We start from the raw sequence: 15,546 nt of genomic DNA, 5'->3' as shown, positions 1-15,546 counted from the left end.
CTTTGCCGATTTCATTTGCAATCGCGACGGGATGAATCAACGGGGGAGTACCGACGCCTGGCCGTCCATGGCCAAGGTCGGGGCTGGCCCTGCATACCTGCTTGCAGAGCCTTATCGGAAGATGACGTCCGCGCGGATCAGGTCCGCTTGATGTCGAAGCTCGCGATGTACTCCTCGGGCTTGGTCCAATCGAACTCCTTGCCCATGATGGTGTAATTCTCGTAGGTCTTGTCCGGCGGCTCGTAGCCGAGCTCCTGCATATACTTCGCAGCGTCGGAGGCCAGATAGACCTGCTCGGCGATACCCTTGTAGTCGATGTCGCCTTCGACATAGCCCCAGCGCTTCATCTGCGTCAGGATCCACACGGCCATGGAATGCCACGGGAAGGGGTCGAAGTCGATGCGGTCCGGCACGTCCTGCACATTGCCGAGCCCGTCGGCGAAGCGGCCCGTCAGCACCTGCTCGATGACAGGCACCGGCTGGTTGAGATAGTTCTTCGGCGCGATGGCCTCTGAGATCTCTTTGCGGTTCTCCGCCTTCTGCGAGTAGTGCGTCGCATCGATGATGGACTTGAGCAGCGCCGAGTAGGTGTTCGGCATGGTCTCGGCGAACTCGTCGGAGCATGCGAACGCGCAGCAGGGATGACCGGGCCAGATGTCCTTGGTCAGGATGTGGATGAAGCCCACCTTCTCCCAGACCGCGCGCTGGTTGAACGGGTCAGGCGACAGGAAGCCGTCCAGATTGCCGGCGCGCAGGTTGGCGACCATCTCCGGTGGCGGCACCACGCGGATCTGGATGTCCTGGTCTGGGTCCAGGCCGTGCTCGGCGACGTAATAGCGCAGCAGGAAGTTGTGCATGCTGTAGTCGAAGGGCACGCCGAACTTGAAGCCCTTCCAGTCCTTCGGGTCGCGCTTGTCCTTGTGGTCGTTGTGCAGCACGATCGCCTGGCCGTTGATGTTCTCCACCGCCGGCATGCGGTAGGGCACCGCGGTGGAGCCTGCCCCCATGGTCATGGCGAGCGGCATGGGCGTGAGCATGTGCGAGGCGTCGTACTCACCGGACAGGGACTTGTCGCGGGCGACGGCCCAGCCGGCGGTCTTGATCACGTCCACGTCCAGCCCGTACTTCTCGTAGAAGCCGAGGGGGTGCGCCATGATGATGGGCGTGGCGCAGGTGATGGGCACGAAGCCGACCTTGAGCTTGGCCTTCTCGAGCGCGCCCATCTCCTCCTTGGCGGCGGCCTTGATCTTGTCCATGGGCAGCATGGTGCCGAGGATGGAGGCCAGCGTGCCGCCGCCGACGAGGCCCAGGAACTGCCGGCGGCTCATGTCGTTGTGGCCGAAGACGCCGCGGACGATGGCGCTCTCGATGGCGCGGTCCATGATGTCGTCGGAGGTCTCGAAGGTTTCGCGCTTGGCCGCACCGGCGGCGGCGAGCGCGGGAGACGCAGCGCCGGTGTCGGTGGCGGCGTCGTCGAAGACGGCGCGCTCCAGGCGCTCCGTCATCTCGGACTCGGTGCATTCGTAGGAGGAGGCCGCCTCTTCGCGCTTGAAGACGCAGATGGGGCAGTTGCAGGCCGGCCCATGCTGGAGGTCGGTGTTGGCATCGAAGGGATTGCCCAGGCTTCGGTACGACATCGTTTTCCCCTTGGTTGCGATGTGCTGTTGCTGCGGCCCGACGCCATCTGTGCGGCGGCGCAGGGCTCGCTTGGCGGCGTGCGGATTGAATCCGTCGTGCGGCACCCGCCTGCCCTGCGGGATGCGACCGGTCCGTGCTTCCGCCCCGGTTGTGCGTCGCAGCAATGCGTTCGCGGCCGCTGCCGCGAGCGAGAGTTGACTCAAATCCGTAGCAAGCAATTGGCGTGCCACAAGGCGTGATGCCGCTGAGTCCGGTGTTTCCGGCTGTTGCCCGCGCCAGTTGGGCTGAGAACCACTACGAAGTCTCGTAGACTACGAGATCGCGTTGCCGTACAACGAAATTGCGTAGCTCATGACACCACCCGCCGACGCTGCCCGCGTGCTCGAGCTCGCGCCGCATGCAGCCCCCGCTCTGAGTCCCGAGGGCTTCCGCGCGCTCTTTGCTGAGCACCCGGATGCGCAGCTCCTCTGGGACCCCTTTGCGGACCGCATGGTGGAGGTGAACCTTGCGGCCTGTGCGATGCTCCGGCGCGCGCGCGCGGCGCTGTTGGCGCTGTCGCCGAGCGCCCTGCACAGCGGCGAGCGAGGTGCCCTGGTGGTGTTCACGGATGCGGTGCTGGAGCGCGGCGAGGCCTGGACCGACAGCCTCAGCTGCGAGCTGCCGGACGGCTCCCGGCTGGCGGTGGAGTACAACGCCCGCCGCGTGGTGCTCGACGACCGCCCGCTGCTGCTGATCACCGCGCGCGACCTCGCCACCGTCCGGCGGCGCGAGCTGCATGCCGATGCCGGTGCCTATCTGCGCAGTGGGCTCTCGGAGTGGCGGCGGGTGGAGCGCCTCTTCGCGGACATCGAGTCGGACAACCAGCTCATCCTGCGTGCGGCGGGCGAGGGCATCTACGGCGTGGACGCCGACGGCATCACCACCTTCGTGAATCCCGCCGCCGAGCGCATGCTTGGCTATACGGCGGGCGAGCTGGTGGGCCGCGGCATGCATGCCGCCATCCATCACAGCCATCCCGACGGCAGCGGCTACGCCGCCGAGGCCTGCCCTATCTACGGCGCCTTCCGCGAGGGGGCCGTGCAGCGCCGCGATGACGAAGTGTTCTGGCGCAAGGACGGCAGCAGCTTCCCGGTGGAGTACACCAGCACCCCCATTGTCGATCGCGGCCGCATCGTCGGGGCCGTCATCGTCTTTCGCGACATCAGCGACCGCCGCGATGCCGAGGAGCGCCTGCGCGGCGCCATGGCGGAGCTCACGCAGCTCAAGCACCGCCTGGAGCTGGAGAACGACTACCTGCAGCAGGAGCTGAAAGAGGAGACCAATTACCGCGAGATCGTCGGCCGCTCGCGTGCGGTGCGGGAGGTGGTGCGCAAGATCGAGCTGGTGGCGCCGACGGAGGCGCCCGTGCTCATCACCGGCGAGTCCGGCACCGGCAAGGAGCTCATCGCCCGGGCCATCCACGGCGCCGGGCGCCGCGGCGACCGGCCGCTGATTCGCGTCAACTGCGCTGCGGTGCCGGCGGATCTGTTCGAGAGCGAGTTCTTCGGCCATGTGCGCGGCGCCTTCACCGGCGCCGTGGCGGACCGGGTGGGGCGCTTCGAGCTCGCCGACCGCGGTACGCTCTTCCTGGACGAGATCGGCGAGATCCCGGTGGAGCTCCAGGGCAAGCTGCTGCGGGTGCTGCAGGAGGGCCAGTTCGAGCGCGTGGGCGACACCCGCACCCGCAGCGTGGACGTGCGCGTGGTGGCTGCCACCAATCGCCGGCTGGAGGAAGAGGTCGCCGCCGGGCGCTTCCGGGAAGACCTGTTCTATCGCCTCAACGTCTTCCCCATCGAGTCCGTGCCCCTGCGCGAGCGCCCGGAGGACATCCCGCTGCTCGCGGCGCATTTTCTCGCCAAGGTCAGCCGCCGCCACGGCCGCGACGGCTTGCAGCTCTCCCGCGCCGATGTGGAGCGGCTGCAGGCTTACCACTGGCCCGGTAACGTGCGGGAGCTCGAGAATCTGATTGAGCGCGCGCTGATCGTTTCGACCGGTCACAAGCTGGTCATCGACCTGCCGGGGAGGGGGGTGCCGCTGCCGGACCCGCAGCCACAGCCGCTGCCGGCAGGCACCGCCGCGGCGCCCAGCACCGAGGCCGAGCGCCGTGCCCAGGAGCGGGCGATGATCGTCGCCGCCCTGGAGGCCAGCGGCGGCAAGGTGTTCGGTGCGGGCGGGGCGGCTGAGCGGCTCGGGCTCAAGCCCACGACGCTCGCCTCGCGCATCAAGCGGTTGGGCATCGAGAAGCCGTCGCGGCGGCGGGCATCGGACTGAGGTCGCGGATGCTCCGCTGTGGACCCTGTGCTGCGCCTTTGGTGCCGGCAGCGCTCGGGGGCTGTGTCCGGCGCGTCAGGGATTCCAGAACTTGATCAAGGTGACCACCAGTCCGCCGACGGCGACGGTGGTGCCGAAGGACCAGACCAGGAAGCGGTCCATGCGCTGCTGCAGCTCGCGGATATCCTGCTGGCCGGCGTCGAAGCGTTTGTCCATGTATGACTGCATGTCCCAGAAGCGCTTATCCATGGAGGTCTGCATCTCCTCAAAGCGTTTATCCATGGATGTCTGCATGCTCTCGAAGCGCTTGTCCGCGGACGCCTGGATGTCTTCGAAACGCTTATCGACCTGCGCGAAGCGCTTGTCCATGGCGGCCTGCGCGTCCTCGAAGCGCTTGCCCATGGCCGTCTGCATGTCCTCGAAGCGCTTGTCCACCTGCGCGAAGCGCTTCTCCATGAACGCCTGAGTCTCTTCGAAACGCTTGTCCACCTGCGCGAAGCGCTTCTCCATGAACGCCTGAGTCTCTTCGAAACGCTGGTCCACCTGCTCGAAGCGTTTGTCGACCTGCTCGAAGCGCTTATCCACCTGCTCAAGGCGCTTGTCGATCTGGGCAAAGCCCTCGCGCATCAGCTCGCGCTGGTGGCGCAGCTCTTCTTCCACCCGCACCATGCGCTCGCGCAGCTCGATCTCGTACACCGCCGGCGGCTTACCGAGGCTCTGCTCCGCCAGCCACACCGCCAGGTGGTCCTTGATGAACTGGATGTCTTCTTCTGCCAACGCCATGAGGGGTACCGATTCCGGGCTTGCTGTCGCCGCCGGCGGCGGGGCCGGCCGCTGACAGTATATCAACGCCGACGTGATGGCGGCCTGAGTGGATGCACTTTCGGTGTACGCGGCGTGCGCTGACCGGAGGGCGAGGGTTCAATACACTGTCCCCAAAAATTGTCACCGAGAATTTGGGCGGGCATCCCTGCCCGCCGCGTCTCTGCGTTCAGCCGACGCTGTCGAAGTGGCGTCTGCCCCGGGCCAACAGGGCGCGCAGCGCCGTGCCGTGGCGCTCCAGCAGGGAGCCGGCGACGATGCTGGCGCTGCCGAGGAGCACGAGCCCGGTCCAGGTGCCGATGGTGAAATTCGCAAGGGCGGCCTCGCCGGCATAGCCGAGCCCCAGCACCGCGACGGCCATGCCGAGCAGGAACAGCCCGCGGCTGCGCAGCCAGTAGCCCGCCGCGAGGGTGCCGATGCCGGCGGCGATGGCGCCGACGGCTGGGCCGAGGCCGCCGTGGATGGCCAGGTTCAGGGCCATGGCGAGCGCCAACAGTGCGGCTGCCGTCGGTCGGTAGGCTGCTCCGGTGTGGCCCGGACGGTTGCCCAGGTCCAGCAGCAGCCCCGCCAAGACCAGTGTGGCGATGGGCAGCTTCGCCGCATCTGCGAGGGCGGCGAGCGGCGCCAGCGTCAGGAGCACGCAGCCCGCGGCGACCATGGCCGTCGCGGCTGCCGCGCTCTCCAGCAGCCGCGGCCACCGCGCGCCTGCATCCATGGCCATGCGCAGCGCGCCATGGCCCAGCAACGCGAGCACCGCGAAGAAGAGCGCATCCGGCGCGTACAGCCACAGGCTGCGGCCGGTCATGAGCAGCAGCGGCAGCGCCAGCACCAGTCGCGCGAAGCGACCCTCCGTCGTTGCCAGGGAGGCATCGGCCCGGCGCAGCCGCACCGCCGCGGCCGACAGCGCCAGCGCGAGCCCGAGCAGCAGCACCGGCACCGCGAGACCATGGCGCACCGGCACCAGCAGCGCGAGGTTGGCGAGCAGATAGAGCCCGGTCAGGCGCCACGCCGAGCGCCGCGCCAGCACCAGAAAGCCGATGCCGATGGCAAGCGCCAGCACCGCTGTCGCCGTCAGCGTCAGCAGCAGCACCGGCCCCAGGGCGAGCGCGCCGTCCGGCGCCGGCTGCCAGAAGCCGGCGGCGGCCGGGTCCGGCATGACACTGCCGAGGTGGCTGTAGAGGAGCCCGCCCAGGAAGGCGAAGCTCACGGGCATGGCCGCCAGCGCCAGCGCAATGAAGAGTCGCGCGCCGCGGGGCTCCCGCAGCCAGTGCCCGAGCCCGAAGCCCGCCAGCGTCAGCGCGACGGTGTGCCCGAGCAGCAGCAGCGCCCGGGTCAGGTCGTCGCCGCCGCGCCAGCCCTGGAACAGATAGAGCACGAAGGCGCCGGTGACCACCAGGGCGCCCAGGCCCCGCAGCAGCGCCGACAGCGGCAGGTTGGTCTCCGCCGGGATGGGCGCCGCGTCGCGGCCGGTGGCCTGTGCGCCTTGAGCGGTGATGGCGTGGCCGTCGGCAGCGCCTTGTTCCAAGGCACCGGAGTCAACGGGGCTGGGGTCAAGGTCCCTCGGGTCAAGGGCCTTGGGTTCAAGGGCCTTGGGGTCAAGGGTATGGGCGTGAGCGGCACGGGTGTCTGGGGCACGCAGCCGATGGGGCATCGCGGGAGCGGGATCCGCGGGCCAGTCCAGCGTCAGGTCGTCGGTGGCGAGATCAGCGCGCATGGTCGTCCTCCCGGCCCTGCCCGGCGGCGTTGCCCGCGGCGCCCTTCAGTGCGGCCAGCTCGGCGCGCAGTGCGGTGTCTGCTTCATCCGCGTCGAAGGCCGCGGCAAAGCCGTCGTCCATGTGGTCGTCCGGGACGGCACGCACTTCCTGCTCCGCGATGCGGATCTCCCAGCGCTCGAAGGTGTCGTCCAGGTCCAGCGCGGGGGATGCGTCCAGGTCCGCGAGCCGGGCGGCGGCGTCGGCGCCGGCGGCGCGACTGCGCATGAGCCTGCGGCGATGCTCCAGGGCTTGGACGCGGCGGCGCAGGCCGTCCACGTCGGTGCTCAGGCGTGCGGTGGTGGTGTCGTGCTGGGCCAGGGTGCGGGTCAGCGCATCGGCCTCGGCGTCGGCGCGCTTCGCCCGGCGCAGGCATTCGAGCCCGCGGGCCTCCTCCGCGCAGCCGGCGGCGCGGCGGCGCCAGGTGTCGGCCTCCGCGCGCAGGCCGTCGCGGCGCTCGCGCAGCCGCTGGCCGTCGGCTTGCAGCCGCGCCAGGCGGACCTTGGCGGTGGCATAGGCCCGGCGGGCATCGTGGATGCCGGCCTCGATGACGGCGTCGTGGTTCTCGATCTCACCCACCAGCTGGTCCACCTGGGCGGACAGCGTGGCAGAAAGGCGCTTGAAGATGGACATGCGTTGCTCCTCTGTTTCGGGGAAAGGCAACGCATGTCTATCAAGCGTCATGCCGATGTGGGCCTTTTCGAGAAGCGCTTCAAAGATAGAAACTTGGCGGACAGCCGCGGGTGCAGCCACTGCATGTCGCCCAAATCGACACACACTGGATGTATGTCGATGTGCATCAGATGCACGGACGGCAGAGGCGCCGCCGATGGCGCCGGTGCAGCCGAATCAGCCAGGGCGTCGGCGCACCAGTGCCGCAAGCCCCACCCCGAGCAGCAGCACAGTCCCGGGGCTGGGGGCGGCCTGAACCGGAATCGGCACGGTCTCGCTGAAGCCGGCCTGGCCGTCCACGAGGAAGAACAGGCCCTGGAAGGGATCGGCCGCATCAGCGCTCACGGTCAGAGCGAAGGGACCGACGGTGAGCGCCGTCAGCGTCAGCTCCGAGAGCAGCAGGTCCGTGGTGCCGCCGGGATCGGCGAACCCGGGAAAGGCCGAGGCGGAGACGTCAAGGCCGGTCAGGCCGGAGTCGTCGGCGAAGCCCTGGGCGGTTGCAACGGTTGCAGCGTCGAAGGACGCCGCGCCGGCGGTCTCGACATCAAAGGCGTAGGCGAGGAGCGAATCCCCGGCACGCCCGGCGAAGAGATCCTCCGCGCTCACCAGCACCTTGAAGCTGTCACCCACCGTGATCGGCCTCAGCGGCGGCGCCAGTGAGATCTGAAAGGCGCCGGCGGGCTGCGCCACGAATGCAGCGACCATGACGAGCATGGCGCTCAGAGGGGAGATGCGCATGGCGTTTGAACCTTGGTTGCGTTGTGCTCAGCGGCTGACGCGTCGGCAGGGCGCCAGCCGCCGGCCGGTTACAGATAGCCGTACCAGATGACGTAGTCGCGGTAGCTGACCACGCCGTCGTTGTCGTAGTCGGCCGCCGGGTTCCAGCGCGGATCGCCCGCTCGGCTGCCGAGGGCCTGCCGGAACAGGCTGAAGTCGGCGCCGTCGACCTGACCGTCGCCATTGAGGTCACCGGGGCTCGCCGGCGGGGTGAGGTTGAGGCCGACGATGACGGGGTCGTGGTCCGAGGTGCGGAATTCGTCCTCCGCGAGCCACTGCTCCGGGTTGAAGCTGATGTCGTAGTCCAGCGCATCGGGCTCGTCGGCATTGATGTGCCACTCTGCGATGCCGGCCACCTGAGCGGCCAGCGGTGCATTGGCCATGACATAGTCCAGATAGCCGAGCTGGGCGTCGAACAGGAAGGAGTAGGACGCGGCATCGCCGCGGGTGGCGATCAGATTCTCCCAGCCGGCGGCTTCCAGGGTCGCGATGGGGTCCTCCGCGGCGTAGGCATTGAGGTCGCCGAGGATCAGGTAGTCCGCGTCGCCGGCGCCCGTCGGGTCCGTCGCGAGCCAGCTGGCGAGCGCGGTGGCCGCGTCGGTGCGGCGCTGGTTCCAGAAGCCGGCGCCGTCGCCCTGATCGCAGTCCGGGTCCTCCGGGGTGGCGTCGCAGTCGAGCACCGCCGGGTCGCGGGGGCCGCCCTTGGACTTGAAGTGGTTGACGGCGACGGTCAGCACCGCGCCGCTGGCCAGCTCCCGGAAGCTCGCCGCCAGGGACGCGCGGTTGGTGGAGTTGCCGTCGAACAGCGGCGCCAGGCCGCCGAGGCCGAGCGCGGGCAGGTCGCTGTCATCCAGGACCTCCACCGTCGTGCCCGGCGCGGGCTCCACGCCGGCGGCGCAGTAGACGAAGCCCACGGCGATGACATCGGTGCCCACATAGGTCTCCGGGGCGATGGCCTCGTAGTCGGTGCAGCTCGTCTGCGGGGCAGTGGTGCCGTTGGCGGCGTCCATCAGCTGCGCCAGGCGCTCCGCCGACGTGGTGGTGCCGCTGCCGAAGTCGTTCTCCAGCTCCATGAGGCCGTAGATGTGCGCATCGAGCGCGAGCAGGGCCGGGATGAGCTTGGCCTCCTGGCGATCGCGCTCGTTGCGGCCGAGGCTGTCCACGGGGCCTTCGTCGGCGCCGCGGCATTCCTGAAGGTTCTCGGGCGGGCCGCACTTGGCGGTGCCGTCGTCGAGCTGCTGGAAGTAGTTCAGCACATTGAAGCTCGCCACCCTGAGCGCGCCTGCCACCGCCGGCGGCGCGGTGGGCCGCGGGTTGGCGGCGACGAAGTTGGGGGAGCTCACCGGCTGGACGCGGTAGTCGCCGAAGTCGAAGTGCATGACGCCGTGGATCACGTCCACGGTGTCGCCGCCGCGCAGCAGGTTCGGCGGGTCCAGGGTGACGTCAAGCGGCATGCCGCCGCGGCCGAAGAAGATGGGGTCCAGGTTCTGCCCGCTGCGGCCGTCGTCGATGAGCAGGGTGCGCTGCTCCATTTCAAGCAGATGCGCCGTGTAGCCGGCAATGTCCGGCGCGTTGTCCAGCGTGTACTGCAGCGGGCGACCGCCGGCGGCGACGCGGATCTGGCCGAAGCGGTCGAGGTTGAAGTACTCCACCAGCGTCAGCGCATCGTCTGCCGCGTCGGCATCGGCGGCCTCGACGATGTCCACGGCCATGCCCTCCAGCGGCTCCAGGTCGGTGGCCTGATCGTTGGGCAGCGGCAGCTCCAGGCGCGCTGCGGTGGCGGTGCCGGTGAGGTCGGTGCAGATCTGAACGTCGGTGACGGAGCCGATCTCGGTGAGTGCGTCCGGCTTGTCCTCGGACGGGAACTCGACCACCGTGCCGCTGACCCGCACGATGTCGCCCACCATCACGTCCACGCCGAAGCCGTTGTCGTAGACGTAGATGCCCTCGGAGGTCGCCGGGTCGGTGTCCGCGTCGGCGTCTTCTTCCTGCACGAAGAAGCCGCGCAGCCCGGTGCCGTCGGTGGCCTGGAAGTCGCCCACGACGACGCCCTCGATGCTCACCGTCTGGCCCTCCAGCGGGCTCACGCTGCCGGCGCCCTGCACCGCGTGGATCGGTGTCGCGCCGTCCGCGCCGCAGCTGCTCGCCACCGGCGGTGTGGCCTCCTGCACCTGCACGTCGTCGATGCGCCAGCGGGTGCTGGTGCCGGCGCCGGTGCCGGAGGAGGTGTAGACGAAGGCGATGTGCACGGTGACATCGTCCAGAGCGGACAGGTCGACGCTGCCGGAGTCGGCCCAGGAGAAGTCGTTCTCGGGGGCGTAGTCGATGCCGCCGAGGGCGTTCCAGGTGGCGCCCGCGGGGTCGCCGCCGCTGTAGTCGGTGGCGTAGTAGACCGCGAGCTGCGGATAGTCGGCGTCGGTGAAGCCCGTGTAGCTTTTGAAGCTGAGCGCCGGGTCGGTGGCGCCGCTCAGGTCCAGCGGCGGCGTGATGAGCCAGTCGTTGCCCGCCGCGGCGGCGCCGAAGGCGTTGGCCTCCACATAGCCGCCGCCGCAGGTCCAGGTGTTGGCGGTGTCCGCATCGATGCTGTAGATGGTCCAGCCGGCGAGGCCGCAGTCGTCGAAGGTCTCGGCGAAGGGCAGCGTCGGCGCTGCGTAGGTCTCGAAGGCGATGCCGAGGTCCGTCGTCGTCGCATTGCCGGCGAGGTCCTTGATGTCTCCTGCCGGGACGGTCAGGGTGCAGAGGGTGCCCTCGGGCAGGCTGCCGTCCAGGCCGACGGTCAGGGTGTCGGCGTCGTCGAAGCCGGCGGCGGCCACCCGCGAGCCCGTGCCCGCGGGGCATTGCACGGTGACGTTGCCGGCCGTGGACGCGGTGGTGTCCAGCGGCTCGTTGAAGTCCACGACGATGGCGGCGAGGTCCGTCGGCACGCCGGTGGCGGTGTCGGCGGGCGCGGATGCGAGGATCGCCGGGGGTGTGGTGTCCGCGCCGTCCGACGGGTCGCCGCTGATGACGATGTCGTCGATGCGCAGATACTCGCTTCCAGCATTGTTCTGCATGGTCACCCGCAGCTCCAGCGTGGAGCCGGTGCCGATGCTCTGGATGACCCGCTCGCTGCCCCAATCGCCATCGTCGGGCACATCGCCGATGAAGCTGTGGTCGGCACTGCCGAGGCCGTTCCAGTCGGCGATCAAGACCCAGGCCCCGCCGTCGACCCGGTACTCGACGTCCACGTAGTCGGCGGCTTCGTGGTCGCCTGCTTCCGAGACCGTGATGCCGAGCGCCACGTTGACGTAACCGCTGATGTCGTAGGCTGGCGACAGCCACAGCGCTGCGCCGTCCAGGTCTCTGCCCTCCAGGGCTTCTGCCTGGACCTGGAGCCAGTCGCTCGAAGCGGTCAGGTCGGCGCTGGAAACGTCGATGCTCCAGGGCACGCCCGCCAGATCGATGGTCGGGTCAGGTCCGACCGCGCCCTTCCCGTCCTGGCCCGTGAAGTCTTCACCGGCGATGTCCACGGCCGAAGCGGCGGAGGCGCTGCCCATGAGGGCCGCACACAGCAGTGCTGCGGGGATTGGATTACCGAGATGCATCGAGTCACCTTGCATTCAGGATTGTGCCGGGTTGGCGCTTGGCCCTGGCGGCGGCGCGCAGACTGAGGCGGCGGCGAGCGGTGTGCCGGAGCGCGCACAAGCTCGCTTGTGCCGCATCCAAGCCCGTGGGCCGCGCGCGCAGCCGTATGCGCCGGCTGGGGCTGCGACGCGGCTGTCTGTCGCCGGCCGCAGCTGATGGGGCTGCGGTGGGATTCGGGCCGGGCCTCGAGTGCCGTCGCCGGCTAGTCTTGCAGCCGCAGGCGACCTCCAGATGAAGCTTCCGGAACGGTGCGGTGACGATAGCGTGAATGTCAGATGACGTTCACATGGCGTGAACGCGGTGGGGGTCCGCCGGGTGTCGCGCTCAGCCCACGGCCGCCGCCGGCAGATCCTGGAACTGCAGCGCCGCCAGGCGGGCATAGAGTCCACCCTGGGCGAGGAGCTGCGCGTGGCGGCCCTGGGCGACGACGCGGCCCTGGTCCAGCACCAGAATGCGATCGGCCTCGCGCACGGTCGCAAGGCGATGGGCGATGACGATGCTGGTGCGCCCGATCATCAGGTGAGAGAGGGCATCCTGCACCAGGCGCTCGCTCTCGGCGTCGAGCGCGCTGGTGGCCTCGTCCAGCAGCAGCAGCGCCGGGTCGCGCAGGATGGCGCGGGCGATGGCGATGCGCTGGCGCTCGCCGCCGGACAGGCGCACGCCGCGCTCGCCGACGAAGGTGTCGTAGCCCTGCGGCAGCCGCTCGATGAAGCTGTCCGCATGGGCAGCGACCGCCGCCGCGCGCACCTGCGCATCGCTGGCTTCCGCGGTGCCGTAGCGGATGTTCTCCGCCGCCGAGGCGCCGAAGATCACCGGGTCCTGGGGCACCACGGCGATGTGCCGGCGCAGCTCCGCCGGGTCCAGCGCCCGCAGGTCCACGCCGTCGAAGGTGAGCCGGCCCTGTTGCGGGTCGTAGAAGCGCAGCAGCAGATGGAACAGCGTGGACTTGCCGGCACCGGACGGTCCCACCAGAGCCACCCGCTCGCCGGGGGCGATGTCCAGGTTCAGCGCTGCGAGCGCCGGCGTCTCGGGCCTGGCCGGATAGCGGAAGGTCACGCCCTCGGCGCGGATATGCCCCCGGATGCGCACGGGCAGGGCGCTCGGTTGCGCCGGTGGCTGAATGGCGGGCTCAGTGATGAGCAGCTCCATCAGCCGCTCCGCCGCGCCCGCCCCGCGCAGCAGCTGCCCCAGGATCTCGCTCAGCGAGCCGAGGGAGCCCGCCATCAGCACGGCATAGAACAGAAAGGCCGACAGCTCGCCGCCGCTGATGTCGCCCGCGAGCACGGCATGCCCGCCGAGCCAGAGCACGGTGCCGACGGCGCCGAAGGAGAGCAGGCTCGCCACCCCGGTGAGCAGGGCCGAGGCGCGGGAGCGCTGCATGGCGGTGGTGAAGGCCGCTTCCACGCGCCCGCCGTAGCGGGCGGCATCCACGGGCTCGTGGCAGCTCGCCTGGACGGTGCGGATGGCGTGCAGCGTCTCATCCACATAGGCCCCGATGTCGCCGATGCGGTCCTGACTCTCACGCGAGAGGCGACGCACCCGGTACCCGATGAGCCAGGTGGGCAGGATCACGAAGGGCACGCCCAGCAGCACCAGGGCGGTGAGCGTTGGGCTGGTGACCGCCAGCATCACCAGCCCGCCCGCGGCGAGGATGGCGCTGCGCAGCCCCATGGCCAGCGTGGAGCCTACAACCAGCTGCAGCAGAGCCGTGTCGCTGGTGAGGCGGGCAATGAGCTCGCCGGTGCGGGTGGTTTCGTAGAAGCCCACGTCCAGCGCCAGCGCCCGGTTGAAGACGGCCCGGCGGATGTCGGCCACCACCCGCTCGCCGAGCCAGTTGAGCAGATAGCTGCGCAGGGTGACCGACGCGGCGAACAGCAGCACCACGCCCAGGAACAGCGCCAGCGCCAGGTTCAGCGCCTGCGGCGAGCCGGTGGCGAGTCCGCGGTCGACGACGGCGCGGATCACCTGACCGAAGGCCAACAGCGACAGCGCCGCCAGCACCAGTGCGGCCAGCGCGAGCGCCAGCCGCCGGCGGTAGGGCCAGGTGAAGCCGAGCAGCCGGAACAGGGGGCCCAGGTGGCGGGAGCGCGCGCGCTCGGCGGTGTCGGAGCCTGTGTGGGCGGCGGTGCCGGGTGGGGGCATCGGGGCGAATTCGTTCGGCGGCGAGGCCGGGACAGCCGCGCCCCGGGAAGAGTTGCGCTGTCAGATGGACGCCGTGCGGCTCGGATCAAGCAGACACAAGGCCTGCCGGGCAGTCAGCGGGCTGCGCGGGTCGGCCCGGGCCACCTGCATCCGGGGTTGGCTCCCGCGAGCGCTGCGTTTTTCGGCAGCGCCGGCGGGGTCGCGTCAACGGCGGGACCCGTAATGGAGCCTGCGCATACAACCTTGGAACAGCAGCCGCGTCCGGATGGCGGTCTGTCCTGGCTGCCGCTCTGCGCGTGGTCCTGCCTCAGCCCGCGTTCCAGAGGCTGTCCGGCTGATCGCGCGCAGCTGATTGCCCGCAGCTGATCGCGCTCAGTAGGGGCGGGCTCAGGGTCGCAGCAGGGCGTAGAGCTTGTCCTTGAGCAGCAGGCGTTCCTTCTTCAGGTCTTCGATGGTCTCGTCGGCCACCGGGGTGCCGAGCTCCTCGATCTTGCGGACGCGGGCATCGAGGTCGTCGTACTGGTTCATCAGGGCCGCAAATGCCGTGTCGGATTCGCGCATGGATTCGATTTTGCCTTCGAGCTCCGGGAACTCGTGGACCAAGTCATGTTTCTCGCCGAGCATCGGGTCATCGTCCTCCGCAGCAGCGCGCCGCGAACGGCGCTGTGGTTGCCCCGGGAGCAGGTTCGGGTCCGTTGCGCACGCGCCGTTGCCGGGTCGGCGCGTGCATGGGTTTGGTACCGCAGACCTCGCACCGGCGCCCGATGCGCCGTGTTCAGCCAGGCTGCCCCTCGATTGTAAACCAGCGTTCATGTCACCAGAACCACGCAGCGATGCGCCGGGATGACCTGGGTTATGGAAGTGTCCGTTCTGCACCACAAACGGCAGTGGTGGGGCGACAGCAGGGGTTCCGGCGGCGGCCCCGTGTCGGGGCCGGCGGCGCGGTTGGGCGACGTGGCGACACCTGTATGCAGGCGTGCATGCACACAGGTGCGATGAGACGACCGGGGGTGGCGCCGGGGTGCGTTGCCGGCGCCGGGGTAGGCGGGGGCGACCGGGTCCGCGGTCAGTCAGCGTTCAGTCAGCGTTGAGGGCGTCGATGACCGCCTGTGTGAGGTCCACCTCGGCGCCCTCTTCGAAGTAGAGCATGCCGGCGCGATTCGGATCGAAGGAGCCGATCTCGAACACGGCGGAGATGTTCCGCGCCTTGGCGACCGTCGCGATGGCCTCCTGCGCCGGCTCCAGCAGCTTCTGGCCCTCCTCGCGCTGGATCTCGGCCACCTGCTCCTGGATCTTCGCGAAGTCCGCTTCGAATGCCGCAATCAGCTCCTTGATCTCGTTCTCCTTCTTTTCCAGCTGCGCCTTGCTCATGAGCGGCTTGTCGCGCTCCAGGCGGGCCTGCATCTGGCGGATCTCCTGCTCGCGCCGGGCGAAGGTCTGCTGCTCCTCGCCGAACTCCGCATTGAGCCGCTCCTGGGCCGCCTGCCCCTGCGGACTCTGCGCGAACACCCGCTCCATGTTGACGAAGCCGATGCCCTCGGCCGCGGCGGGGGCCGGCCCGAGCGCGGGCAGCAGGCCGACGAGGCCGGTGATGAGCAGGCGGACAGGGAGGCGGTGCATGGTGATGAGTCTCCTTGACGGTGGCCCTGACAGGGGGCCGCTGGGACGCTGGCACTGGGTGGACGGCGGCCGGGGAGCGGAGGCTTGCTCCCGCCCGGACGCGGATTCTACTGCCGGTGCCCGGCGAGGGACAGCCTGCGGCAGACAAGCCGGCCCAGCGCTGGGCTACAATCTGCCGATGGTTTCTCGG

The 15,546-nt window shown here is 69.6% G+C and carries 10 protein-coding genes; 1 reads left to right on the top strand and 9 read right to left on the bottom strand.

The genetic code is table 11. The features are described 5' to 3' along the window. Nucleotides 1-137: 137 nt before the first annotated feature. Complete coding sequence (locus QZ607_RS16610) at nucleotides 138-1,637, bottom strand: CmpA/NrtA family ABC transporter substrate-binding protein (protein ID WP_295884826.1); 1,500 nt, start codon at nucleotides 1,635-1,637, stop codon at nucleotides 138-140. A 352-nt stretch (nucleotides 1,638-1,989) separates the two neighbouring features. Here QZ607_RS16610 and QZ607_RS16605 point away from each other — a divergent pair, with 352 nt between their 5' ends. Continuing rightward, nucleotides 1,990-3,948, top strand: coding sequence for a sigma 54-interacting transcriptional regulator (locus QZ607_RS16605; protein WP_295884824.1), 1,959 nt, complete (start codon nucleotides 1,990-1,992; stop codon nucleotides 3,946-3,948). Between the two features lie 75 nt (nucleotides 3,949-4,023). Here QZ607_RS16605 and QZ607_RS16600 read toward each other — a convergent pair whose 3' ends face one another. From QZ607_RS16600 to QZ607_RS16565, 8 genes are all read right to left on the bottom strand, one after another. Beyond that, entirely contained in the window at nucleotides 4,024-4,731 is a 708-nt protein-coding gene (locus QZ607_RS16600) for a hypothetical protein (protein WP_295884822.1), read from the bottom strand. 208 nt (nucleotides 4,732-4,939) lie between these two features. Next, on the bottom strand, nucleotides 4,940-6,484 hold the full coding sequence (locus QZ607_RS16595; RefSeq protein ID WP_295884821.1) for a hypothetical protein: 1,545 nt from the start codon (nucleotides 6,482-6,484) through the stop codon (nucleotides 4,940-4,942). Beyond that, nucleotides 6,474-7,154: a PspA/IM30 family protein gene (locus QZ607_RS16590; protein ID WP_295884819.1), complete on the bottom strand. Its 681-nt coding sequence runs from the start codon at nucleotides 7,152-7,154 to the stop codon at nucleotides 6,474-6,476. The genes QZ607_RS16595 and QZ607_RS16590 overlap by 11 nt, the downstream gene beginning before the upstream one ends. A 216-nt stretch (nucleotides 7,155-7,370) precedes the next feature. Next, nucleotides 7,371-7,931 carry a hypothetical protein gene (locus QZ607_RS16585; RefSeq protein WP_295884817.1) on the bottom strand — a complete coding sequence of 187 codons (561 nt, stop codon included), beginning with the start codon at nucleotides 7,929-7,931 and terminating at the stop codon, nucleotides 7,371-7,373. Between the two features lie 68 nt (nucleotides 7,932-7,999). Continuing rightward, nucleotides 8,000-11,569: an ExeM/NucH family extracellular endonuclease gene (locus QZ607_RS16580; RefSeq protein WP_295884814.1), complete on the bottom strand. Its 3,570-nt coding sequence runs from the start codon at nucleotides 11,567-11,569 to the stop codon at nucleotides 8,000-8,002. A gap of 349 nt (nucleotides 11,570-11,918) precedes the next feature. Continuing rightward, on the bottom strand, nucleotides 11,919-13,736 hold the full coding sequence (locus QZ607_RS16575; protein ID WP_295884812.1) for an ABC transporter transmembrane domain-containing protein: 1,818 nt from the start codon (nucleotides 13,734-13,736) through the stop codon (nucleotides 11,919-11,921). A 387-nt stretch (nucleotides 13,737-14,123) separates the two neighbouring features. Further along, nucleotides 14,124-14,360 carry a YdcH family protein gene (locus QZ607_RS16570; protein ID WP_295884810.1) on the bottom strand — a complete coding sequence of 79 codons (237 nt, stop codon included), beginning with the start codon at nucleotides 14,358-14,360 and terminating at the stop codon, nucleotides 14,124-14,126. A 453-nt stretch (nucleotides 14,361-14,813) separates the two neighbouring features. Continuing rightward, entirely contained in the window at nucleotides 14,814-15,356 is a 543-nt protein-coding gene (locus QZ607_RS16565; RefSeq protein ID WP_295884808.1) for an OmpH family outer membrane protein, read from the bottom strand. Nucleotides 15,357-15,546: the final 190 nt, after the last annotated feature.

This window comes from uncultured Thiohalocapsa sp. (assembly GCF_913063425.1).
In the GTDB taxonomy this organism is placed as follows: Bacteria; Pseudomonadota; Gammaproteobacteria; order Chromatiales; family Chromatiaceae; genus Thiohalocapsa.
Note: the sequence above shows the minus strand (reverse complement) of the source record. Positions and strands in the feature narration are given on the sequence as shown.